Below are 21,850 nucleotides of genomic sequence, written 5' to 3' on the forward strand. Positions count from 1 at the left end.
CCCCGGACGCCCCTGCGGCCGCACGGTGCGCCGGGCCGTGACACCATCGACTACGTGCTCGACATCGGCTACTCCCTCTCCCGGCGCTTCCCCGACCCCCCGCAGACCGACTACCGCTCGGCGGACGTCCACTCCCTGCGCCACGACCTCTTCTGCGGCGACGTCTACCTCGCCGACACCCACGCCGACCGGGAAGTGTCCACAGCCTGGGGATGGGTCCCCGTCCTCGACTTCGCCTGGGCCCTCTGCGACATCGTCGAGCAACTCGACCAGGACCCCCGCGGCAGCCGCGCCGCCAACCGCCAGTACGCCGAACTCGACTTCACCGAATCCCCGGACCGCATGCTCTTCGAACGCCGCTTCGGCTGGGTCGACGTCGAAGCCGACTGGATGGACCCCGAGGAACCCCCCCTCACCTTCAGCCACCGCCTGCTGCGCCGCGAGGCCCGCGACTTCCTCCACGACGTGATCGCCGACCTCACCGACATGCACGACGGACTGGCCGACAACCCCACGATCTGGACCCTCCAGACCCGCTTCCCCCGCGTCCCCGCCTAAAGCGGCAACGACCCGCGCCCCCCCTACCCCTCCACCCGCAACCCCACCTGCGCCGCCAGCACCGGAGCCAGATCCAACAGCTGCGACGAGCTGATCACCGCACCCGCCAAAGACTCCACCCCCCGCGCGATGTCCAGCTCCACCGCCCCCCGCAGATCCACGTCCGTCATCCGCGCCCCGCCGAAGTCCACCCCGCGCAGCGCACAGTCGACGAACTCCACCCGCTCCAGCACCGCCCCCGCGAAATCCGCCTCCACCAGGACACAGCTCTCGAAGACCACGTCCTTCAACCGCGCCGTCCGCAGGTTCAGGTAATCGATCTTCCCGCCCCGCACCAGCACCCGCTCCAGCACCGCCCCGTGCAACTGCACCCCGCCCCACCGCACCTCGCGCAGTTCCACATCGCGCAGCGAAGCCCCCGCGAGATCCGTACCCACCCCGCGCACCCCCTCCAGCACCGCGTCCACGAACCGCGCCCGCGCCAGCCCCGTCCCGTCCAGCGAACAGCGCCGCAACGCGCAGTCCAGGAACCGCGCCCCCGCCCCCTCCTGCCCGCCCAGGTCCCGGTCCGCGAACTCCAGCCCGTCGTAATCCCCGTCCGGCTCCAGCTCCGCGTCCCCGAAGGGCCGCAGCCCCGGCAACCGCACCTCTGCCCGCCGCACGGCCTTCACTTTTCGCACCATGGACCCATCCTGGCCCACCCCACCGACAACGCGACCCCCTAGCCCCCCAGCTCCGCGAGCGCCCCGTCCGTCAGCCGGAACACCGTCCACTCCTCCTGCGCCACCGCGTCCAGCGACTCGTAGAACCTGATCGCCGGCTCGTTCCAGTTCAGCACCCACCACTCCAGGCGCTCGTAACCCCGCTCCCGGCACAACCCCGCCAGCTCCCGCAGCAACGCCTTCCCGTACCCCCCACCGCGGTGCTCCGGACGCACGTACAGGTCCTCCAGATAGATGCCGTGCACCCCGCGCCAGGTCGAGAAGTTCAGGAACCACAGGGCGAAACCCGCCACCTCACCCTCCGCCGTCTCCGCGATGTGCGCGAACACCGCCGGACGCTCACCGAACAACGCCTCCCGCAGCTGCTCCTCCGTGGCCCGCACCTCGTGCAAGGCCTTCTCGTACTCGGCGAGTTCACGAACCATCGCGTGAATCGCGGGGACATCTGCCTCAGTCGCTGTACGGATCATTCCCGCAGCCTAAGCCGCGCCCCAGGCGAGTACACCGCCCCCGCACACGGGCCCGAACCCTGGACACCCCTGCGGAACGCGGTGTACCACTCCCCCATGAGCAGCACGACGATCAACGGCGGCATCTCCTTCTGGTACGCGACGGACGGCACCCCGCCACCCCGCGAACCCCTGACCGGCGACGCCACGGCGGACATCGTCATCGTCGGCGGCGGCTACACCGGCCTCTGGACCGCCTACTACCTCAAACGCGCCGCCCCCTTCCTCCGGATCACCGTCCTGGAGCAGAAGTTCTGCGGCTACGGCGCCTCCGGACGCAACGGCGGCTGGCTCTACAACGGCATCGCCGGCCGCGACCGCTACGCGAAGCTGCACGGCCACGAGGCCGCCGTACGCCTCCAGAAAGCCATGAACGACACCGTCACCGAGGTCATCGACACCGCCGCCAAAGAAGGCATCGACGCCGACATCCACCACGGCGGAGTCCTCGAAGTCGCCCGCAGCCCCGCCCAGCTGAACCGCCTCAAGGCCTTCCACGCCGCCGAAACCGCCTTCGGCGAAACCGACCGCGTCCTGCTCGGCGCCCGCGACACCCGCGCCCGCATCGACGTCGCCGACGCCGTCGGCGGCACCTGGAGCCCGCACGGCGCCCGCATCCACCCCGCCAAACTCGTCACCGGCCTCGCCGACGCCTGCGAACGCCTCGGCGTGACCATCCACGAATCCACCCCGGTCACCGCCATCGCCCCCAAGCAGGCCGTCACCCCCTACGGAACCGTCCGCGCCCCGTACGTCCTGCGCTGCACCGAGGGCTTCACCGCCTCCCTCAAGGGCCAGAAGCGCTCCTGGCTCCCGATGAACTCCTCGATGATCGTGACCGCCCCGCTGCCCGCCGCCACCTGGGACGCCCTCGGCTGGACCGACCGCGCCACCCTCGGCGACATGGCCCACGCCTACATGTACGCCCAACGCACCGCCGACGACCGCATCGCCCTCGGCGGCCGCGGCGTCCCCTACCGCTACGGCTCCCGCACCGACAACGACGGCCGCACCCAGCCCGCCACGATCGAAGCCCTCACCACCCTCCTCACCTCCTTCTTCCCCCAGCTCACCGGCATCCCGGTCACCCACGCCTGGTCCGGCGTCCTCGGCGTGCCGCGCGACTGGTGCGCCTCGGTCACCCTCGACCGCGCCACGGGTCTGGGCTGGGCCGGCGGCTACGTCGGCTCGGGCGTCGCCACCGCCAACCTGGCCGCGCGCACCCTGTGCGATCTGGTCCAGCAGGACTCGGGCCAGTCCGGCCCCACGGCCCTGACCACCCTCCCGTGGGTCAACCACCGCGTCCGCCGCTGGGAACCGGAACCCTTCCGCTGGCTCGGCGTCCAGGCCCTCTACGCCGCCTACCGCGAAGCCGACCGCCACGAAACCACCACCCACGCAGCCACCACGACCCCCCTGGCCCGCCTGGCCGACCGCATCTCGGGCCGCCACTGACGGACACGCAAAAGGCCCCGGGCGACTGCCCGGGGCCTTCCGCTTTCGTTCGAATCCCCTTGATCAACAAGCCTCTGACCTGGGATGGAGCCGCCTGTCGGAATCGAACCGACGACCTACGTATTACAAGTACGTGGCTCTACCAACTGAGCTAAGGCGGCACATGTGACACTGCGCAGCGCACAGAATCGCCTTCACTCTACACAGCAGCCAGACACCCCCGCGAAGAACTTTCCGGTCCCCGTAACCCCTCGCCCGCCAGTTCGTTCTCCGTACTGAAGTACACGTCCGACTATCGGACCGTAGGGGTGGGAGGGTTCGTGGCAGAAGCCGCGGAGCAGAAGGAGCGCGTCATAGGCGCCGAGGCCAAGCGCCTCAAGCGCGAGGTCCTGGGCATCCCGGATCAGCGCAAGCACCAGCAGCGCGCAGCGAAACCGCTCACGAGCCGTACGAAGGAACCGGGCACGCAACAGCGGACGTACCTCTACCGCTTCTACCCCACCGACACACAGGCCGAGCAGTTGCTGCGGACGTTCGGCGCCTGCCGCTGGGTCTACAACGAGGGCCTGGCCCTACGAGCGAAGGCCTGGGAGGAGCACCACGTCTCCCTCGGCTTCGCCGAGACCTCCCGGGCGTTGACCGGCTGGCGCAGGGCCCCGGAGACCCCGTGGCTCCAAGAGGTGTCATCGACCGTACTCCAGCAGTCACTGCGCCATCTCGACTCGGCGTTCAGCCGTTTCTTCAAGGGAACGGCGAGGTACCCGAAGCCGAAGCGCAAGCACCGGTCCCGGGATGCGGCGACGTACGTCCGTACCGGCTTCCGGTGGCACGAGGATCCCGAGCGGCCCGGTACCGGGCTCATCGCCCTGGCGAAGCAGACGGAGCCACTGGACGTGCGCTGGTCCCGCCCGCTCCCCGCCGGGATCACGCCGGTGAAGCTGACGGTGACGCGTGACCGCGCCGGACGCTTCTTCCTCTACGTCCTCGTGGAGGAGCGGATAGCGCGGTTGCCCAGCGTCTTCGTCCCCGGCACGGACGCTCCGAAGGCCGTCGGGATCGACCTCGGACTGACCGCCCTGGTCACCCTGGACGACGGCAGCACGGTGGACCACCCACGGTTGCTGAAGAAGTACGAAAAGAAGCTGGCACGGCTCCAGCGGGAGCTGCACCGCAGGCGGAAGGGGTCGAGCAACCGCGGGAAGACGCGCGCGAAGATCGCCAAGCTGTACGCACTGATCAGTGATGTCCGCAAGGACGGCCTCGACCAGCTCACCACCCGCCTCGTGCGCGAGAACCAAGTGCTCGTGGTGGAAGACCTGGCCGTCGCGAACCTCCTGCGCTCCTCGAAGCTGAGCAAGGCCATCAGCGACGCGTCGTGGGGCATGCTCCTCGACATGCTCCGGTACAAGGCGGGCTGGTACGGGCGCACCGTGGTCGTCGTCGACCGGTTCTTCCCCTCCACCCGGCGCTGCTCCAGCTGTCATACGAAGGGCGAGCGGCTGGGCTTGTCCGTGCGCTCGTGGACGTGCGCTGCCTGTGGGGCCGTCCACGACCGTGACGGGAACGCCGCGGTGAACCTCCGCGACGAGGGACTGCGGCTGTACCGGGTGGTGGCGGCGGCGCTCCCGACCGGGAAGGCGCCGCCGTCGGTCATCCGCGCGTCGGAGCTGCCCGAATGCATCACGGCGGCATAAGCCGTACATGAGCAACAGGCCGACGGGCCGTCGGCCTTCATGCCTGTGGAGTCTGTGTAAGACCTCCCGGTGCATCTCTCAGGGGTGCGCCGAGCGGCAGCGGACGGTGAAGCAGGAAGCGTCGCTCGCGAGGGCGGCGGCGGGGGTCAAAAGGGAACTGCTCTGCCCCTCGTCAGGTCAAAAGTGTGGTGCTCTGGCCCCTCACACCCCCGGGTACCCCACCCGCGCCAGCCTCGGGGCCACCGCCTCCAGCGGCAGGCCCGGGTTGAGGGCGTCCACGACGGCCTGGGTCGGGGGGCGCAGTTCCCAGAGGTGGCGGACCGCGTCCAGGGGGAGGTCGCTCTCGTAGTAGTCCTCGGCGAAGGCGTGGTAGGCCTCCGGGGTGCCCGCGGCCAGGACGGCGAAGAGGTGGTCCGTGCCGTCGGGGTCGGGTGTGTCCGCCGGGAATTCGACCGTGCCCGCCCGCCAGGCCGTGTCACCGGTTTCGCGCCAGAAGACGGCGGTGGCGTTGATGACGCCCTCGTCCGTGGCGAAGGCGGCCTCGGTCAGCTGCGGTGCGAACACCTCCGGCATGCCGTCCACCAGTCCGGGCCAGGGTGCCGGGTCGTCCTCGCGGGCCCACGGGCTCATCGGCGATTCGTGGTCGAAGCCGCAGCCGAAGACCCCGTCCGGGGTGAAGACGATGGCGTAGTCGTCGCCCGAGCCGTTGTCCATCAGGGCGGCCTCCTCCCCCGGGCCCCAGGCGAGGGCGTAGGAGAAGTAGCCGCCGCTCTCGTTGCCGCTGATCACCAGTTCCAGTGCGGCCATCGCCCGGCAGCGGTCGCGCAGGGTGGCGATGTCGGGCAGGGCGCGCGTCAGGTCGTAGACGGTCATGGACGGGATCAAAGCAGCCGCCTCTGACAGTCGCGGCCGTTCATCGGAGAAGTCATGCCATCGGAGAAGTCACGCGCTCCAGGTGCTGACAGGAGCGGACCGCGGCAGGTAGCGTCGGGCGGAGTCCGGTTGACTGGACTAGACCTTCCTACTCGGATCGTCCGGCACGTTCCTGCCGGTAGAAGGGATTCATCACCATGGCTTCTGTCACGTTCGACAAGGCGACCCGCATTTACTCGGGGGGCGACAAGCCCGCCGTCGACCAGTTGGAGCTGCACGTCGAGGACGGCGAGTTCCTCGTGCTCGTCGGCCCTTCCGGCTGTGGCAAGTCCACCTCGCTGCGCATGCTCGCGGGGCTGGAGGACGTCAACGGCGGCGCGATCCGCATCGGTGACCGCGACGTCACGCACCTGCCGCCCAAGGACCGGGACATCGCGATGGTGTTCCAGAACTACGCGCTGTACCCGCACATGTCCGTCGCCGACAACATGGGCTTCGCGCTCAAGATCGCCGGTGTGGACAAGGCGACCATCCGCAAGAAGGTCGAAGAGGCGGCGGACATCCTGGATCTGCGCGCGTACCTCGACCGCAAGCCGAAGGCCCTCTCGGGCGGTCAGCGCCAGCGCGTGGCGATGGGCCGTGCCATCGTGCGCCAGCCGCAGGTCTTCCTGATGGACGAGCCGCTGTCGAACCTGGACGCCAAGCTCCGCGTCAGCACCCGTACGCAGATCGCGAGCCTCCAGCGGCGTCTGGGCATCACCACCGTGTACGTCACGCACGACCAGGTCGAGGCCATGACCATGGGCGACCGGGTCGCGGTGCTGAAGGACGGTCTGCTCCAGCAGGTGGACACCCCGCGCAACATGTACGACCGCCCGGCGAACCTCTTCGTGGCCGGCTTCATCGGCTCGCCCGCGATGAACCTGGTGGAGGTGCCGATCACCGACGGCGGCGTGACCTTCGGCGACGCCCTGGTCCCGATCGCCCGCGAAGCGCTGTCCGCCGCGGCGGACGCGGGGGACCGCACGGTGACGGTCGGCGTGCGTCCCGAGCACTTCGACATCGCCGCCGAGGGCGGCCTGGCCGTGACGGTCAACGTCGTCGAGGAACTGGGCGCGGACGGCTACGTGTACGGCACGGCGACGATCGACGGCAAGGAGCAGGACATCGTGGTCCGGGTCAACGGCCGTCAGGTGCCGGAGAAGGGCTCGGTGCTGAACGTGGTGCCGCGCGCCGGTGAGACGCACGTGTTCTCGACCTCTTCGGGCGAGCGGCTGGCCAACTGATCGATGGGTAGCGGGTGTTGGGCGTGCTCGGGCGCGCCCAACATTCGTTTTCCCCGCCAATCGGGTGGTTTTCGAGCAGCGTTCGTCAACGCCCCATTCGAAAAGCCACGTCGAACCGTCCCCCGACCGGGTGACTAAATGTCGCCATATCTTCACCGAGCGCTACTCTCGCCTTCGTGACCCATTCTGCCCGCCGTATCGGCCGTTCCCTCGCCCTGGTCCTGCCCGTCGTCCTGGTCCTGTCCGGGACCCTCGCGGTCACCATGGTTCCCTGGGCCGACAGCACCCCGTCCCAGATCCTCACCGCCTCCGCCGAGAACGTGAACGTTCCCGCGAAGCCGCTCGCCGCGCAGGACGTGCTGCGGGCGAAGCTCCTCGGTGAACTCCAGCAGGGCCAGGAGCCCGGCGTCGTCCTCACGCACCTCCAGCAGGAGGTGGACCGGCGGCCGTCGCTCGCCGACCACTGCGTGGGCATCGCCCGGGCCATCGGCCGCGCCGCGGTGGACGTGTACGGGCCCACGAAGGCGCAGACCTTCGCGCGGCCGGTGTGCGACACCTCGTACGCCGCGGGTGTCGCTTCCTTCAGCTGACCGGCCCGCTTCCCCGCTCCGCCCGTCTCGTCCGCCCTGCCCGTACAGCCCCGTTGGTCATACCGCGGCCGCGCACCTCGGCCCGCTCCTCCCAGGCACCGCCCCGGCGGTGGTCCTGGCGGGCGGCCGGGGTGCGCGGCCGTGGCCGTACCCGGGCCGCCGCCGGGGGACGCGTACCCGGCGGGCCTCCCGCCGCCTCAGGGGCCCCCTGGCGGGCGATCGGCATGGTGGAGGCCCGGACGGCGAGCCACGCACCAATCGGCCCTCCACGGGCGCGTCTTGGCCCTCGGGCCACGCGTCCCACTCCCCGCTCCCGGCTCCCCGCGGCAGCGCGCACGACCGACGGGGCCCGGTACGCGAGATGCGCGTACCGGGCCCCGTCACTCGTGCTGCGCCGGGCGGGTCAGCCGCCCAGCAGCCCGCCCACCAGTCCGGGCTTCTTCGCCGGGCTGGAGGCACCGCCGTTGCCCGTGCCGGAGGACTTCTGCGGGGTGGACTGGCCGGAGGTGGTGCTCCGCTGGGGCTGGCTCGTCCCGGAGCGGGTCGCGGACGGCGATCCGGCGCCGGTGCCCGCCGTGGACTTCGACGGCGCGCCCGTGCTGGTCCGGCCGGTCTTCGCGGGGGTCTCGGAGGGCTTCGCGGAGGGGACGGCCGTCTTGGAGGGCTGCTGCTTCGCGGGGAGGCGGGAGGTGGAGGGTGCCTGCGGCAGCGGGGAGCCGGGCAGGTAGTTGCTGGGTGCCTGGCCGGGGCCGGGGACGGTGACGACGGTCGAGGAGCGGACCGCGCCGCCGAGGAGGGAGCCGACGAGGAGGGTCAGTCCGCAGACGACGGTCGCCATGACCGCGCCGCGGCGCAGGACGCGGCGCCGCAGTCGCCAGATCTCGGAGCGCGGGCCCAGCGTGCGCCAGGCCTCGCCCGCGAGCCGGCCGTCCAGGGAGTAGACGGGGGCGCCCGCGATGATCAGCGGGCTCCAGGCGGCGAGGTAGATGATGTCGGGCGCGTCGTAGGCGGGGACGGTCTTCCAGCTGACGGTCATCAGCAGGGCCGCCGAGAGCAGCGCGCCGAAGCAGGCGGCGAAGCGCTGCCAGAGGCCGAAGACGGTGAGGACGCCGACCACGACCTGGAGGAACGCCACGCTGAGGCCCGCGCCGACCGGGTGGGCGAGGGCGAAGTCGCGCAGCGGTTCGGCGAGCGCCCAGGGGTGCAGGGTGCGCAGCCAGGTGACCATGGAGCCGCGTTCGCCGCCGTCGAAGTAGACGGGGTCGCAGAGCTTGCCCATGCCGGCGTAGATGGAGATGAAGCCGAGGAAGACGCGCAGCGGGAGCAGCACGACGCCGAGGTTCATGCGGCGGCCGGGGTAGTACGAGGCCTGGCCGCGGGTGTCGCCGTTGGCGCGCCGGGTGTCTTCGCCAGGAGTGCCGGTGCGGTCGGGGCCGTCGCCGTACTGCTCGGCGTGGGGCAGGCCGCGTACGGGCGCCATCGAGCGGGTGTCGTCGGGGTCGCCGTAGCTGCGCTGGCCGATGACGGTGGGTGTGGTGAGGGTGTCGTCGGCGAGGTCCTGGGCGAGGTCGATGCGCGGGATGACCTGGGTGTCGCCGCCGTCGTACTCGTCGTGGCCGCGTCCCGCGTCCCGGACGGCCTGGAGCAGTCCGCCCATCGCGGCGGCGTCGCCGGGGGCGGACTTGCCGCTCCAGACGACGGGGGCGCGGCGGCGGGCCGCCCCCGCGGCGATCGCGGCCCCGGCGAGGGCGGGCGCGCGGCCCGGGAAGGGGCCGTTCGCGGGGGTCTTGGGACGCGCGCTCGGGCTCGGAGCGAGCCGCACACGGAAGCTGGCGTGGTTCACGATGACCTGTGCGGGGTCGCACGGCACCTTGACCATGCTCAGCGCGGGCTGTTCGTCGAACCCTGGCGTTCTGGTGTCCACACTCATCTAACCGAGTGATGGGTGTTTAGGACACTGCCTTGACAGCAGGGATGTGTCCGAGGCCCGTCAAGATCAAGCCATGTGGGCGGTCGGGGCGGGGACCGGCCGGGTGAAAGCGTTCACCCGGCCCGGTACCGAAGGGGACCGCTCAGGCGCGGCGGCGCGCGGCCTCGTAGAGGACCACACCGGCCGCGACGCCGGCGTTGAGCGATTCGGCGCCGCCCGGCATCGGGATGCGGACGAGGTAGTCGCAGGTCTCGCCGACGAGGCGGCCGAGGCCCTTGCCCTCGCTGCCGATGACGATGACGACGGGGCCGCCGAGGTGTTCGAGGTCGTTGACCGTGTGGGTGCCGTCGGCGGAGAGGCCGACGATGGTGAGGCCTTCCTTCTTGTAGGCCTCCAGGGCGCGGGTCAGGTTGGTGACCCGGGAGACGGGGGTGCGGGCGGCGGTGCCGGCGGAGGACTTCCAGGCGCCGGCGGTCATGCTGGCGGCGCGGCGCTCGGGGATGACCACGCCGTGGCCGCCGAAGGCGGAGACGGAGCGGACGATCGCGCCGAGGTTGCGGGGGTCGGTGACGCCGTCGAGGGCGACGATGAGGGGGTCTTCGCCGTTGTCGTAGGCGGCGGCCGTCAGCTCGTCGGGCGCGGCGTACTCGTAGGGCGGGACCTGGAGGACCATGCCCTGGTGGTTGAGCCCGTTGGTCATGCGGTCGAGCTCGGGGCGCGGGGCTTCCATCAGGTTGATGTTGCCGCGCTCGGCCGCGAGCTGGAGGGCTTCGCGGACGCGCTCGTCGTTGTCGATGAACTGCTGGACGTAGAGGGTGGTGGCGGGCACGCCGTCGCGCAGGGCCTCGAAGACCGGGTTGCGGCCGACGACCATCTCGCTGGTGCCCTTGACGCCGCCGCGGCGGGGGGCGGGGCGGCGCTTGGCGGCGGCCTTGGCCATGGCGTTGCCGATGCGGTTCTTCTTGTGGCCCTTGCGTTCGGCGGCGGGCGGCGTGGGGCCCTTGCCTTCCAGGCCCTTGCGCCGCTGGCCACCGCTGCCGACCGTAGCGCCCTTCTTGTTGGACGTGCGGCGGTTCCTGCGCTGGCTGTTCCCGGCCATGACCTCTACCTGTTTCGTTTGTTCAGCAGTGTGTACGTATGAAGAGTGTGCCGCCCGGAGCGCCGGGCGGCACGACGGGCTGGGCTCAGCGGGGGCCGAGCGTCCAGCGGGGGCCGCTCGGACCGTCCTCGACGACCAGCCCGGACTGCTGGAGCTGGTCGCGGATCGCGTCCGCGGTCGCCCAGTCCTTGCGGGCCCGGGCGGATTCGCGCTGTTCCAGGACGAGGCGCACCAGTGTGTCGACGGCGCCGTGCAGGTCTTCGCCGCGGTCGGTCTCGCCGGCCCAGTGCGGGTCGAGCGGGTCGAGTCCGAGGACGGCCAGCATGGCCCGTACCTCGGAGAGGCGGGCGATCGCGGCGTCCTTGTCGTCGGCGGCGAGCGCGCTGTTGCCCTGGCGGACGGTGGTGTGGATGATCGCGAGGGCCTGCGGGACGCCGAGGTCCTCGTCCATGGCCTCGGCGAAGGCGGGCGGTACCTCGGTGGCCGGCTCGACGGGCGCGCCGGCCTTCTCGATGACGCGCTGGATGAAGCCCTCGATGCGGGCGAAGCCGGATTCGGCCTCGCGCAGGGAGTCCTCGCTGTATTCGATCATCGAGCGGTAGTGCGGGGTGCCGAGGTAGTAGCGCAGGACGATCGGGCGCCAGTTCTTGACCATCTCGGAGACGAGGACGGAGTTCCCGAGGGACTTCGACATCTTCTCGCCGGACATGGTGACCCAGGCGTTGTGCACCCAGTACTTCGCGAACTCGTCGCCGTAGGCCTTGGCCTGGGCGATCTCGTTCTCGTGGTGCGGGAAGATCAGGTCGAGGCCGCCGCCGTGGATGTCGAAGGCGCTGCCGAGGTACTTGTGCGCCATCGCGGAGCACTCCAGGTGCCAGCCGGGGCGGCCGCGGCCCCAGGGGGTCTCCCAGTCGGGCTCGCCGGGCTTGGTGGCCTTCCACATGGCGAAGTCGCGGGGGTCGCGCTTGCCGGTGATGCCGCTCTCGGTGGGCTGGCGCAGGTCGTCGATGTCCTGGTGGGACAGCTCCAGGTAGCCAGGGAAGGAGCGTACGTCGAAGTAGACGCTGCCGTCGGCCTCGTAGGCGTGGCCGCGCTCGATCAGGCCGCGCATCATCTCGATCATCTCGGGCACGTGGCCGGTCGCGCGGGGCTCGTAGGTGGGCGGGAGGCAGCCCAGCGCGTCGTAGCCGTCGTTGAAGGCGCGCTCGTTCTCGTAGCCGATGGACCACCAGGGGCGTCCCTGGTCCTCGGCCTTCGTGATGATCTTGTCGTCGATGTCGGTGACGTTGCGGACGAAGGTGACGTCGAGGCCGCGGTAGGTGAGCCAACGGCGCATGATGTCGAAGTTGAGGTACGAGCGGACGTGGCCGATGTGCGGTGCCGCCTGCACGGTGGCACCACAGAGGTAGATCGAGACGCAGCCCGCGACGAGCGGAGTGAAGTCACGGATCTGCCGGGCGCTGGTGTCGTACAGGCGAAGAGTCACGGCATCCAGGGTAGTGCGCGTGCGGCAGTGCCCCGCGACCCTTTCGGGGCCGCGGGGTGCCTTTGTTTCCGAAGCGGTGCCGTGCGGGGCGTTCGTGGGGTCGCGCTCAGGCCCGGCTCGTGCGGTACACGAGCGCGGTGGCGATGGCGGCGAGGCCCTCGGCGCGGCCGGTGAGGCCGAGGCCGTCGGTGGTGGTGCCGGAAACGGAGACGGGGGCTCCGGCCGCGGCGGTCAGTGTCTTCTGCGCTTCGTCGCGGCGCTTGCCGATCTTCGGGCGTACGCCGATGACCTGCACGGCGATGTTGCCGATCTCGAAGCCCTCGGCGCGGACGATGCGGGCCGCCTCGGCCAGGAGGGTGACGCCGGAGGCACCGGACCACTCGGGGCGGGAGGTGCCGAAGTGCGCGCCGAGGTCGCCGACGCCGGCCGCGGAGAACAGGGCGTCGCAGGCGGCGTGGGCCGCGACGTCGCCGTCGGAGTGGCCGGCCAGGCCGTCCTCGCCCTCCCAGAGCAGGCCGGCGCACCACAGTTCGCGGCCGGTCTCGAAGGCGTGGACGTCGGTGCCGATGCCGACCTGCGGGAGGAGCGGGGCGGTGGATCCGGGGCTGGTGGACGGTCCGGGGCTAGTAGACATCGGTGGCCCTCCTGCGGGCGAGTACGGCCTCGGCGAGGACCAGGTCGAGCGGGCGGGTCACCTTGAAGGCTTCCTCGTGGCCGGGGACGAGGACGACGGGCACGCCGAGCTTTTCCACCATTCCGGCGTCGTCGGTGGCGCCCTCGCCGTTGACGGCGATGCGCTCGTGGGCGCGGACGAGGGTGGCCAGGTCGAAGCCCTGCGGGGTCTGGACGGCGCGCAGCCGGGCCCGCTCGGGGGTGGCGACGACCGGCTCGGGCTCGCCGGGTGCGCCGGGCTCGACCTCCTTGACGGTGTCGGCCAGCGGCATCGCGGGGACGACGGCGGGGGCGCCGTCGCGGACGGCCTCGATCACCGCGTCCACGGTGTCGACCGGCACCAGGGGGCGGGCCGCGTCGTGGATGAGGACGGAGGTGATGGTGTCCGGGAGGGCGCGCAGGCCCGCCCGTACGGATTCCTGGCGGGTTCCGCCGCCGGGGACGACGACGACGTCGGTCCGCTCGGGCAGGGCGTGCTCGTCCAGGAGGTGCCTGACCTCGGCGGCGCCCTCGGGCGGGGCGACGACGACCACGAGGGAGACGGCGCGGGAGCGGGCCATGGCGCGGACGGCGTGGACCAGCATCGGGATGCCGCCGAGGGAGCGCAGGGCCTTGGGCGCGCCCGGGCCCAGCCGGGTGCCGCGGCCGGCTGCGGGGATCACCGCGGCGGTGCGGTGGGGGCGCGTTTCGTCATACATCCGTGGTGGCTCCGGGTTTGTGGCTTCGGCCCGCGTGGGTATGGCCTGAGGGGTGCCGGGTGCGACGCCCTCGCCCCTTCCGTGACGACCGGTCGAGCCGGCTGCCCGGACCCGGTACGCCACCGCGCCACGCGCGGCGGTGGCATGAGGTGCTGCGGGAGACAGACATGCCGCAGCGCCCGGCGACAGTCCTCTCGGCGGGCGAGAGGGCCGTCATCGGGCACCGCGGCACGACTGCTGTGAGAAGGTTCGTCGCGTCAGGACGCGAGAACCTCGTCGAGGAGGGCCTCGGCCTTGTCCTCGTTGGTGTTCTCGGCGAGCGCGAGCTCGCTCACCAGGATCTGGCGCGCCTTCGCGAGCATGCGCTTCTCGCCCGCGGAGAGCCCGCGCTCGCGCTCACGGCGCCACAGGTCACGGACGACTTCCGCGACCTTGATGACGTCGCCAGAGGCGAGCTTCTCCAGATTTGCCTTGTAACGACGAGACCAGTTCGTGGGCTCTTCGGCGTACGGTGCACGAAGCACCTCGAAGACCCGGTCCAGCCCGTCCTGGCCGACTACGTCGCGAACGCCTACGAACTCCGCGTTGTCCGCAGGTACGCGAACGGTCAGGTCACCCTGGGCGACCTTGAGCACCAAGTAGGTCTTGTCCACGCCTTTGATCTGGCGAGTTTCGATAGCCTCGATCAGCGCGGCCCCGTGATGGGGATAGACCACGGTGTCGCCAACCTTGAACGTCATGTGACAGGTACCCCTTCCGTGGCTATCCAGGGTAACACGAGAACCGACTGTTATGAATGGCGTTTTCGCAGGTCAGGGCCTATCTCGGGGCTTGACAACAGCGACACGAACGTGCTGCGCAGGGCTTCCGGAAGGGGGTATTCGCAGGTCGGAGCCACTGCGCGGACGCACAGAATCGACCACGCTACACCCGCGGAGCGGTGCGCTCGACGTGACGTACGTCCCGTTTTGCGCGTTTCGGCGCGGTGAAACCGAACTACTCCGTTCGACTGGTGAGGCGGATCTGTAGCGGGTTCCGGCCCAATCCTGAATTGATCACGGAGAGCTGTTCGAGGGAATCCCGGAATTGATCACTAATTGCGGGATCGGCCGGACCGGTCCAGGGTCGCCCGCACGCTGCGGAGGGTCGGGTGTGGGGGCGGGGTGGCGGCTCGGTAACCTAAGCCCGCTGACACACCCTTAGGGCGCCTTTACCGGCGCCCTGACGCACGACCGCACGACCACGCACGACCGCACCACCGCACCACCGCACCACCGCACCACCGATCACCGTCCTCCGTCCGTACGTCCTAGGAGTTGCCGCCGCCGTGAGCCGCAGCCTTCGACGCGGCGCTCTCGCCGCCTCCGCCCTCGCGTTCTCGATCGTCTCGCTCGCCGCATGCGGCGCGGGCGAGGACGCACAGACGCTCGCCATCACGCCGGACAACGCCTTTGTGACCAAGGGCGACATCAAGGTCCAGAACGCGCTGGTCATCACCCAGGGCGCGAAGGACGGCAAGGGTCCCGCCGTCGTCTCGGCGACCGTCTTCAACGCGGGCGCCAAGCCGCAGACCCTCGACGCCGTCACCCTTCAGGGCGCCACCGGCAAGGTGACGCTGAAGGACGCCACGGGCGCCGGCAAGGTCACCGTGCCCGCGCACGGCTCCGTCGTGCTCGGCGGCAAGGGCAACGCCTCCGCCGTCATCGAGGGCGGCCGCCAGGCCGTCAAGGACGGCGACGCCCAGAAGGTCGTCTTCCAGCTGAGCCAGGCGGGTGACGTGGAGCTGGCCGCTCTGGTCGTCCCCTCGACCGGGTACTACGCGGGCTTCGGCCCGACCGAGGCCCCCGCCGCCGGTGCCTCGCCCTCGGGCAGCGCCTCCGCGTCCCCCTCGGCCTCGGCATCCCCTCCGGCGTCCCCGCCCGCCTCCCCGTCGGGTGCGCAGTCCGGCGCCCCCTCGAACTCGGCGTCCCCCTCGCACAGCGCCGGTCACTGACGCGGGTACCCGTACGGAAGGAGGGCCTCCCCGGAATCCGGGGAGGCCCTCCTTCACGTTCCGCGCGGTGCGGGCGCGGTTTACGGTTCGAACTTGTAGCCGAGGCCCCGGACCGTGACCAGGTAGCGCGGCGCGCCCGGGTCCGGCTCGATCTTGGCGCGCAGGCGCTTGACGTGGACGTCGAGGGTCTTGGTGTCGCCCACGTAGTCCGCGCCCCAGACCCGGTCGATCAGCTGCATGCGGGTCAGGACCCGGCCCGCGTTGCGCAGCAGCATCTCCAGGAGGTCGAACTCCTTGAGCGGCAGGTCGACCTTGCCGCCGCCGACGGTGACCACGTGGCGGTCGACGTCCATGCGGACGGGACCGGCCTCCAGGGCCGCCGGGGTGACCTCTTCCGGTTCGCCGCGGCGGCGCAGGACGGCCCGGATGCGGGCGACCAGCTCGCGGGAGGAGAAGGGCTTGGTGACGTAGTCGTCGGCCCCTATCTCCAGCCCGACGACCTTGTCGATCTCGCTGTCCTTGGCGGTGACCATGATCACCGGCACGTTGGACCGGCCGCGCAGCTGGCGGCAGACCTCGGTGCCGGGGAGCCCCGGGAGCATCAGGTCGAGGAGGACGAGGTCGGCGCCGTTGCGCTCGAACTCGTCCAGCCCGTCGGGCCCGGTCGCGGCGATGGCGACCTCGAAGCCCTCCTTGCGGAGCATGTAGGACAGGGCGTCGCTGAAGGATTCCTCATCCTCGACGACGAGCACTCGGGTCACGGAAGGACCTCCGGGGCAGGAATGGCTGGTTCGGGTTGGAGCACGGGTCGGGCGGGTGCGGGGGCTGCCGCGGTGCCGGGTACGGCGGCCTCGGGAAGCCGCAGGGTGAAGGTGGAGCCCTGCCCCTCGGAGCTCCACACGCTGACCTCGCCGCCGTGCGAGGCGGCCACGTGCTTCACGATGGCGAGGCCGAGGCCGGTGCCTCCCGTGGCGCGGGAGCGGGCCGGGTCCACGCGGTAGAAGCGCTCGAAGATGCGCTCACGGTCCTTTTCCGGGATGCCGATGCCCTGGTCGGTCACGGCTATCTCGATCAAGTCTCCACCCGGCGCGTTCACCCGGCGCGCGGCGATGCCGACGCGGGTGCGGGCGGGGCTGTAGTTCACGGCGTTCTCGACCAGGTTCCCGAGGGCGGCGGCGAGCTGCCCCCGGTTGCCCCAGATCCGCAGGTCGGCGGTGCCGCCGACGGCCATGGTGATCTGCTTGGAGGAGGCCGTGTGGCGGCAGCGGTCGATGGCCTCGGCGACCAGGGTGTCGGCCCGGACCGGCTCGGCGTCCTCCAGCGGGTCGTCGTTCTGGACCCGGGAGAGGTCGATCAGCTCCTGGACGAGGTTGATCAGCCGGGTCGCCTCGATCTGCATGCGGCCGGCGAAGCGGGTGACCGCCTCGGGGTCGTCGGAGGCGTCCATGACCGCCTCGGACAGCAGGGAGATCGCGCCGACGGGGGTTTTGAGCTCGTGCGACACGTTGGCGACGAAGTCGCGGCGGACCGCTTCGATCCGGCGGGCCTCCGTGAGGTCCTCGACTAGCAGCAGCACGAGGCGGGAGCCGAGGGGGGCGACCCGCGCCGAGACGGCGAGGGCCTCGCCGCGGCCGGTGCCGCGGCGCGGGAGGTCCAGCTCGATCTGGCGTATCTCGCCGTCGCGGCGGGTGTCTCGGGCCATGTGGAGCATGGGCTCCACGGCGAGTTTGCCGCCGCGGACCAGGCCGAGGGCGTACGCCGCGGAGCTGGCCTTGACCACCGCGTCACCTTCGTCCAGTACGACGGCGGAGGAGCGGAGTACGGAGAGGACGGTGTCCACTCCGGGCGGGAGTACCGCGTTGATGTCGGGGCGCATGGAGCTCCGGGTGGGGCGGGCTTGGTCGCGCTCGCTCCAGCGGAACGCCAGCATGGCGATCACACCGGTGCAGAGCCCGGCGATCGCTGCAGCTGCGGCGACCGCCGCGTTCACGTCCATGTGTCCAGGTTAAGCAGGTGCGACGACACTTCCACAGCCGTTCGGGTGGCACCTCGAACAGTCGTCGCCCAGAGTTCACCCTGGCGACGGGGTTGATTCACTTGGGGTGCCGGAGCCGGACGCGTTCACGGCTCAGCGTGGCACCGTGGGGCACGAGGCCCCGGCTCCCGGGGCACGGGCACGACGGGCACCGGCACGACGCGAGAGAGGGACACCCACATGCGGGACGCGTACCACGAGGAACTCGACTCGATCGGAGAGGGCCTGGTCGAGATGGCCCGGCTCGTCGGTTCCGCGATCGGCCGGGCGACGACGGCCATGCTCGACGCCGACCTCAAGCTCGCCGAGAGCGTCATCGCCGCCGACCAGAAGGTGGACGACCTCCAGCACGACCTGGAGGCCCGCGCCATCGCGCTGCTGGCCCGCCAGCAGCCCGTCGCCACGGACCTGCGCATCGTGGTGACCTCGCTGCGCATGAGCGCGGACCTGGAGCGCTCCGGCGACCTCGCCCAGCACGTGGCGAAGCTCGCCCGGCTGCGCTTCCCGGACACGGCGGTCCCGCGGGACCTGCACGCGACGATCCTGGAGATGGGTCAGCTGGCGCAGCGCCTGATGGCGAAGGCCGCCGAGGTCATCATCACCAAGGACGTCGACCTCGCGCTCCAGCTGGAGCAGGACGACGACGAGATGGACCAGCTGCACCGCACGCTGTTCCAGCACCTGATGGACGACCGCTGGAAGCACGGCATCGAGACGGCGGTCGACGTGACGCTGCTGGGCCGCTACTACGAGCGCTTCGCGGACCACGCGGTCTCGGTCGCCAAGCGCGTGGTGTACCTGGTGACGGGCGAGCACGCGGACGAGCTGCAGCCGCCGACGGCGCCCGAGGGCTCCTGACGGCGCATCACGTCGCTTGCGCCAATGCGCCGTTGACGCGCCCGTGCGGCTGGGCATGAATGAGGCAAAGGCAGTACGACCGGTACGCCTGCGAGGAGGAACCATGTCCGATTCCCCCGTCCCCATCACGCCCGAGCAGGAGCACCAGCCCCCGGAGGTTCTGCGCCTGCCCCTGCTCGCGGCCTGCGGCTGCGGCTCGGGCTGCGGCTGCGGCTGCCAGTCCGGCGCCCCCTGCCAGTGCGGCGGCTGACCCAGTCGTCTGCTCGCCGGTACGCGAGAGGCCCCGCCCGACGTCTGTCGGGCGGGGCCTCTCGCGTACCGCGCGGGGAAGCCAGTGGGCGGGGACGACCCCCGGTGAATACTGGACGCGTTTCCACTCCTGGGGCCCCTGGCAACGGGACGGTCCCGGGAGGGCGAGTTGATCACGGAGTACCAGCGGAAGCTGCGCGAGCGGTATGCCGCCGCCACCGTCATGCCGGCCCCGGAGCCGTGGCAGCCGGTGCCGGAGCACAGGATCCCGATCGGGGGGCTGCTCGGCATCGGCTTCGCGGTCCATCCCGGCAGCGGGCACGACCTCGTCATGGTCGTCTCCGGCGCCGGTCACGGAGTCTTCGACGCGGTCACGGGCGAAAGGGTCGCCCGCGACCGGGACCCGGACCCCGACACCAGTACGCCGGACGCGTCGCCGGAACTCACCTGCCCCGGCCTCGGCCCCCTCGCGGGCACGGCGGTACGCATCGCCGGGCTCTTCGGCGGCGGCCTGCACAGCACCACACCGGACGGGTGGACGCTGGACGTCGTCAGCCCCGAGTGGCCCCACGACCGCGTCATCCTCTCCGCCGACGGCGGGTCGCACAACGGCCCGGCGGGCGGCACGTGGTGGCACGTCTTCCACTGCGAGTACTCGGAACTGCGCGCGGCCGGGTTCTCGCCCTCCGGCCTGACCCTGGCGGTCGCCACCAGCAGCGACCTCACCCTCTGGACCCGGCCCGTCCTCGACTTCGACGACTGAGCGGACGGCGGGCCGGCGGGGCCCGCAGCGGGCCCGGAGCAGAAGAAAACCCCTGACCTGCACGGGGTACGCAGGTCAGGGGTGTGAGCGCTCTTCCTACTTCTTCTTGCCCTGGTTCTTGACGGCCTCGATGGCGGCCGCGGCGGCGGTCGGGTCGAGGTAGGTGCCGCCCGGGGTCAGGGGCTTGAAGTCGGCGTCCAGTTCGTAGGCGAGGGGGATGCCGGTCGGGATGTTCAGGCCGGCGATCGCCTCGTCCGAGATGCCGTCGAGGTGCTTGACCAGGGCGCGGAGCGAGTTGCCGTGGGCGGCTACCAGGACCGTGCGGCCGGTCAGCAGGTCCGGGACGATGGCGTCGTACCAGTACGGGAGCATGCGGACGACGACGTCCTTCAGGCACTCCGTCCTGGGGCGCAGCTCCGGCGGGATGGTCGCGTAGCGCGGGTCCTCGGACTGCGAGAACTCGGTGCCGTCCGCCAGCGCCGGGGGCGGGGTGTCGTACGAGCGGCGCCACAGCATGAACTGCTCCTCGCCGAACTCGGCGAGGGTCTGGGCCTTGTCCTTGCCCTGGAGGGCGCCGTAGTGGCGCTCGTTCAGGCGCCAGGAGCGGTGGACCGGGATCCAGTGGCGGTCGGCTGCCTCCAGCGCCATCTGCGCGGTGCGGATCGCGCGCTTCTGGAGCGAGGTGTGCACGACGTCGGGGAGCAGACCGGCGTCCTTGAGCAGCTCACCGCCGCGGACCGCCTCCTTCTCGCCCTTCTCGTTGAGATTGACGTCCACCCAGCCGGTGAACAGGTTCTTCGCGTTCCACTCGCTCTCGCCGTGACGGAGGAGGATCAGCTTGTACGGTGCGTCGGCCATGCGTACGAGCCTAATGGACGCCGGATGCCCCCGCGCGACCCGGCCGGGCCCGCCGGCGGGCCGTCCCGGGCGCCGTCCCGGGGGTGTTGTCCGGGCCGTCTCCGATTGACGCTCCGCGTCAATCCAGTGGTGTCCGCGCGCCACCGGTCGTAACGTGCCGTGGGTATCCGCACCACTTACATCTTCAGGGGGACCCCGTATGTCCGTTGACAGGATGAGGCGGGCCGCGCGCGCCAGCGTGTCGGGTCTGCCGCGGGAGTTCTGGTGGTTGTGGACGAGCACGCTGGTGAACCGGCTCGGGGCGTTCGTCGCCACCTTCATGACCCTCTACCTCACCCTGGACCGGGGCTACTCGGCTTCGTTCGCGGGTCTGGTGGTCGCGCTGCACGGGCTCGGCGGGGTGGTGTCGTCCCTGGTCGCGGGGGTGATGACGGACCGGCTGGGGCGTCGGCCGACGCTGATGGCCGCGCAGCTCTCGACGGCCTTCTCGGTCGCGCTGCTCGGCTTCATGCAGCACCCGGCGGCGATCGCCGCCGTCGCGCTGCTCGTCGGCATGACCTCGAACGCCTCCCGCCCGGCGGTGCAGGCGATGATGGCGGACATCGTGCGCCCCGAGGACCGGGTCCGGGCCTTCGCCCTCAACTACTGGGCGATCAACCTGGGGTTCGCGGTGTCCGCGACCGCGGCCGGTTTCATCGCCGAGTACAGCTACCTCGCGGGGTTCCTCGGCGAGGCGGCGCTGACCCTCCTCTGCGCGGTCCTCGTCTACGTCAAGCTCCCCGAGTCGCGCCCCGAGAAGGGCGCGCGGGACGGGTCCGCGGGCGGTGCGCCGGAGGCGGGCATGGGGACCGTCCTGCGCGACGGGCGGTTCATGGGGGTGGTCGGGCTGTCGTTCCTGATCTCGCTGATCTTCATGCAGGGGTCGTTCGGGCTGCCGCTGGCGATGGGCGTCGCGGGCTTCACCCCTGGTGAGTACGGGATGGTCATCGCCCTCAACGGGGTGCTGATCGTGCTGCTCCAGATCCCGGTCACCCGGCTGATCGAGCACCGCGATCCGCAGAAGCTGCTGGTCGCCTCGGCGCTGCTGGCGGGGTACGGGTTCGGGATGACGGCCTTCGGCGGCTCGCTCGGGGTGATCGCGCTGACCGTCTGCGTCTGGACGGTGGCCGAGATCATCAACTCGCCGACCCAGATGGGCCTGGTCGCGCGGCTCTCGCCGACCCACGCGCGGGGCCGCTACCAGGGCATGTACACGCTGTCGTGGGCCGGGGCCTCGCTCATCGCCCCGCTGACGGCGGGCTTCGTCATCGACCGGTTCGGCGCGGGCTGGCTGTGGGGCGCGACGGCGGTCCTCGGCTCGGTCGCGGGCCTCGGCTACTGGCTGCTGATGCGGAACCTGCCCGAGGGGGACGCCGGGACCGACGGGGACGAGGAGACCGCCGCCGCGGCGGTCGTGCCCATCGCCCCGGTCACCCCCGTCACGCCCGTCGCCCCCGGCACGCCCGCCGGCTGAGGCGCGGCG

Annotated in this window: 22 protein-coding genes and 1 tRNA gene; 10 read left to right on the plus strand and 13 right to left on the minus strand. The window is 71.2% G+C overall.

Annotation, left to right across the window (positions count from 1 at the left end):
- Window positions 1-54: 54 nt before the first annotated feature.
- Entirely contained in the window at window positions 55-558 is a 504-nt protein-coding gene (locus AC0693_RS04740) for a hypothetical protein (protein WP_356416407.1), read from the plus strand.
- A 23-nt stretch (window positions 559-581) separates the two neighbouring features.
- On the opposite strand, the gene AC0693_RS04745 is transcribed toward AC0693_RS04740, so the two are convergent.
- Together AC0693_RS04745 and AC0693_RS04750 are read right to left on the minus strand one after the other, a co-directional pair.
- Entirely contained in the window at window positions 582-1,241 is a 660-nt protein-coding gene (locus tag AC0693_RS04745) for a pentapeptide repeat-containing protein (protein WP_468469034.1), read from the minus strand.
- 38 nt (window positions 1,242-1,279) lie between these two features.
- Complete coding sequence (locus AC0693_RS04750) at window positions 1,280-1,750, minus strand: GNAT family N-acetyltransferase (protein WP_469318021.1); 471 nt, start codon at window positions 1,748-1,750, stop codon at window positions 1,280-1,282.
- A gap of 96 nt (window positions 1,751-1,846) precedes the next feature.
- Between AC0693_RS04750 and AC0693_RS04755 the strand changes: the two genes are divergently transcribed.
- Window positions 1,847-3,244 carry an NAD(P)/FAD-dependent oxidoreductase gene (locus tag AC0693_RS04755; RefSeq protein ID WP_478800953.1) on the plus strand — a complete coding sequence of 466 codons (1,398 nt, stop codon included), beginning with the start codon at window positions 1,847-1,849 and terminating at the stop codon, window positions 3,242-3,244.
- Window positions 3,245-3,329: 85 nt separating this feature from the next.
- Here the strand turns inward: AC0693_RS04755 and AC0693_RS04760 are convergent.
- Window positions 3,330-3,405 (minus strand) — tRNA-Thr (locus tag AC0693_RS04760).
- 159 nt (window positions 3,406-3,564) lie between these two features.
- Here AC0693_RS04760 and AC0693_RS04765 point away from each other — a divergent pair.
- Window positions 3,565-4,938 carry an RNA-guided endonuclease InsQ/TnpB family protein gene (locus tag AC0693_RS04765; protein ID WP_478740490.1) on the plus strand — a complete coding sequence of 458 codons (1,374 nt, stop codon included), beginning with the start codon at window positions 3,565-3,567 and terminating at the stop codon, window positions 4,936-4,938.
- A gap of 201 nt (window positions 4,939-5,139) precedes the next feature.
- Here the strand turns inward: AC0693_RS04765 and AC0693_RS04770 are convergent, their stop codons facing one another.
- Window positions 5,140-5,811 carry a hypothetical protein gene (locus AC0693_RS04770; RefSeq protein ID WP_478740491.1) on the minus strand — a complete coding sequence of 224 codons (672 nt, stop codon included), beginning with the start codon at window positions 5,809-5,811 and terminating at the stop codon, window positions 5,140-5,142.
- 197 nt (window positions 5,812-6,008) lie between these two features.
- Between AC0693_RS04770 and AC0693_RS04775 the strand changes: the two genes are divergently transcribed.
- Together AC0693_RS04775 and AC0693_RS04780 are read left to right on the plus strand one after the other, a co-directional pair.
- Window positions 6,009-7,097: an ABC transporter ATP-binding protein gene (locus AC0693_RS04775; RefSeq protein WP_356416390.1), complete on the plus strand. Its 1,089-nt coding sequence runs from the start codon at window positions 6,009-6,011 to the stop codon at window positions 7,095-7,097.
- A gap of 176 nt (window positions 7,098-7,273) precedes the next feature.
- Window positions 7,274-7,687, plus strand: coding sequence for a hypothetical protein (locus AC0693_RS04780; RefSeq protein WP_356416387.1), 414 nt, complete (start codon window positions 7,274-7,276; stop codon window positions 7,685-7,687).
- Between the two features lie 403 nt (window positions 7,688-8,090).
- Here the strand turns inward: AC0693_RS04780 and AC0693_RS04785 are convergent, their stop codons facing one another.
- From AC0693_RS04785 to AC0693_RS04810, 6 genes are all read right to left on the minus strand, one after another.
- The gene (locus tag AC0693_RS04785; protein ID WP_478800954.1) at window positions 8,091-9,617 is read right to left on the minus strand and encodes a DoxX family protein; all 1,527 of its coding nucleotides are present in this window, start codon (window positions 9,615-9,617) and stop codon (window positions 8,091-8,093) included.
- Between the two features lie 142 nt (window positions 9,618-9,759).
- A complete protein-coding gene (rlmB, locus tag AC0693_RS04790) occupies window positions 9,760-10,716 on the minus strand; it encodes a 23S rRNA (guanosine(2251)-2'-O)-methyltransferase RlmB (protein ID WP_356416381.1) in 957 nt (318 codons plus the stop codon).
- An 85-nt stretch (window positions 10,717-10,801) separates the two neighbouring features.
- On the minus strand, window positions 10,802-12,202 hold the full coding sequence (cysS, locus tag AC0693_RS04795; RefSeq protein WP_356416378.1) for a cysteine--tRNA ligase: 1,401 nt from the start codon (window positions 12,200-12,202) through the stop codon (window positions 10,802-10,804).
- Window positions 12,203-12,308: 106 nt separating this feature from the next.
- On the minus strand, window positions 12,309-12,836 hold the full coding sequence (gene ispF / locus AC0693_RS04800) for a 2-C-methyl-D-erythritol 2,4-cyclodiphosphate synthase (protein ID WP_478800955.1): 528 nt from the start codon (window positions 12,834-12,836) through the stop codon (window positions 12,309-12,311).
- A complete protein-coding gene (gene ispD, locus AC0693_RS04805; RefSeq protein WP_468469023.1) occupies window positions 12,826-13,572 on the minus strand; it encodes a 2-C-methyl-D-erythritol 4-phosphate cytidylyltransferase in 747 nt (248 codons plus the stop codon). The genes ispF and ispD overlap by 11 nt, the downstream gene beginning before the upstream one ends.
- A gap of 257 nt (window positions 13,573-13,829) precedes the next feature.
- Window positions 13,830-14,312, minus strand: a complete 483-nt coding sequence (locus AC0693_RS04810) for a CarD family transcriptional regulator (RefSeq protein ID WP_003953493.1) — start codon at window positions 14,310-14,312, stop codon at window positions 13,830-13,832.
- 587 nt (window positions 14,313-14,899) lie between these two features.
- On the opposite strand from AC0693_RS04810, the gene AC0693_RS04815 reads away from it, so the two are divergent.
- Complete coding sequence (locus AC0693_RS04815; RefSeq protein WP_469318026.1) at window positions 14,900-15,565, plus strand: copper chaperone PCu(A)C domain-containing protein; 666 nt, start codon at window positions 14,900-14,902, stop codon at window positions 15,563-15,565.
- 80 nt (window positions 15,566-15,645) lie between these two features.
- Here AC0693_RS04815 and phoP read toward each other — a convergent pair whose 3' ends face one another.
- Together phoP and phoR are read right to left on the minus strand one after the other, a co-directional pair.
- Window positions 15,646-16,317 (minus strand): two-component system response regulator PhoP, encoded by a 672-nt coding sequence (gene phoP, locus AC0693_RS04820; RefSeq protein ID WP_008743935.1) that lies wholly within the window; start codon window positions 16,315-16,317, stop codon window positions 15,646-15,648.
- Window positions 16,318-16,322: 5 nt separating this feature from the next.
- Entirely contained in the window at window positions 16,323-17,561 is a 1,239-nt protein-coding gene (gene phoR, locus AC0693_RS04825) for a two-component system sensor histidine kinase PhoR (protein ID WP_356416366.1), read from the minus strand.
- Between the two features lie 219 nt (window positions 17,562-17,780).
- Between phoR and phoU the strand changes: the two genes are divergently transcribed.
- From phoU to AC0693_RS04840, 3 genes are all read left to right on the plus strand, one after another.
- Window positions 17,781-18,458 carry a phosphate signaling complex protein PhoU gene (gene phoU, locus AC0693_RS04830; protein ID WP_356416363.1) on the plus strand — a complete coding sequence of 226 codons (678 nt, stop codon included), beginning with the start codon at window positions 17,781-17,783 and terminating at the stop codon, window positions 18,456-18,458.
- Window positions 18,459-18,561: 103 nt separating this feature from the next.
- Window positions 18,562-18,708 carry a hypothetical protein gene (locus AC0693_RS04835; protein ID WP_356416360.1) on the plus strand — a complete coding sequence of 49 codons (147 nt, stop codon included), beginning with the start codon at window positions 18,562-18,564 and terminating at the stop codon, window positions 18,706-18,708.
- Window positions 18,709-18,876: 168 nt separating this feature from the next.
- Complete coding sequence (locus AC0693_RS04840) at window positions 18,877-19,470, plus strand: hypothetical protein (protein WP_478800956.1); 594 nt, start codon at window positions 18,877-18,879, stop codon at window positions 19,468-19,470.
- Between the two features lie 96 nt (window positions 19,471-19,566).
- Here AC0693_RS04840 and AC0693_RS04845 read toward each other — a convergent pair whose 3' ends face one another.
- Entirely contained in the window at window positions 19,567-20,328 is a 762-nt protein-coding gene (locus AC0693_RS04845) for a phosphoglyceromutase (RefSeq protein ID WP_478800957.1), read from the minus strand.
- 199 nt (window positions 20,329-20,527) lie between these two features.
- Here AC0693_RS04845 and AC0693_RS04850 point away from each other — a divergent pair, with 199 nt between their 5' ends.
- Window positions 20,528-21,841 carry an MDR family MFS transporter gene (locus tag AC0693_RS04850; RefSeq protein WP_478800958.1) on the plus strand — a complete coding sequence of 438 codons (1,314 nt, stop codon included), beginning with the start codon at window positions 20,528-20,530 and terminating at the stop codon, window positions 21,839-21,841.
- The last annotated feature ends 9 nt before the right edge of the window (window positions 21,842-21,850 follow it).

The organism is Streptomyces sp. NPDC043876 (genome assembly GCF_056435825.1).

Coding starts and splice junctions, on each gene's coding strand:
- AC0693_RS04850 (WP_478800958.1), top strand. CDS start 20,528: ATGTCCGTTGACAGGATGAGGCGGGCCGCGCGCGCCAGCGTGTCGGGT.
- AC0693_RS04750 (WP_469318021.1), bottom strand. CDS start 1,750: ATGATCCGTACAGCGACTGAGGCAGATGTCCCCGCGATTCACGCGATG.
- ispF (WP_478800955.1), bottom strand. CDS start 12,836: ATGTCTACTAGCCCCGGACCGTCCACCAGCCCCGGATCCACCGCCCCG.
- AC0693_RS04835 (WP_356416360.1), top strand. CDS start 18,562: ATGTCCGATTCCCCCGTCCCCATCACGCCCGAGCAGGAGCACCAGCCC.
- AC0693_RS04775 (WP_356416390.1), top strand. CDS start 6,009: ATGGCTTCTGTCACGTTCGACAAGGCGACCCGCATTTACTCGGGGGGC.
- phoR (WP_356416366.1), bottom strand. CDS start 17,561: ATGGACGTGAACGCGGCGGTCGCCGCAGCTGCAGCGATCGCCGGGCTC.
- AC0693_RS04755 (WP_478800953.1), top strand. CDS start 1,847: ATGAGCAGCACGACGATCAACGGCGGCATCTCCTTCTGGTACGCGACG.
- AC0693_RS04745 (WP_468469034.1), bottom strand. CDS start 1,241: ATGGTGCGAAAAGTGAAGGCCGTGCGGCGGGCAGAGGTGCGGTTGCCG.
- rlmB (WP_356416381.1), bottom strand. CDS start 10,716: ATGGCCGGGAACAGCCAGCGCAGGAACCGCCGCACGTCCAACAAGAAG.
- AC0693_RS04785 (WP_478800954.1), bottom strand. CDS start 9,617: ATGAGTGTGGACACCAGAACGCCAGGGTTCGACGAACAGCCCGCGCTG.
- phoU (WP_356416363.1), top strand. CDS start 17,781: ATGCGGGACGCGTACCACGAGGAACTCGACTCGATCGGAGAGGGCCTG.
- AC0693_RS04845 (WP_478800957.1), bottom strand. CDS start 20,328: ATGGCCGACGCACCGTACAAGCTGATCCTCCTCCGTCACGGCGAGAGC.
- AC0693_RS04770 (WP_478740491.1), bottom strand. CDS start 5,811: ATGACCGTCTACGACCTGACGCGCGCCCTGCCCGACATCGCCACCCTG.
- AC0693_RS04810 (WP_003953493.1), bottom strand. CDS start 14,312: ATGACGTTCAAGGTTGGCGACACCGTGGTCTATCCCCATCACGGGGCC.
- ispD (WP_468469023.1), bottom strand. CDS start 13,572: ATGTATGACGAAACGCGCCCCCACCGCACCGCCGCGGTGATCCCCGCA.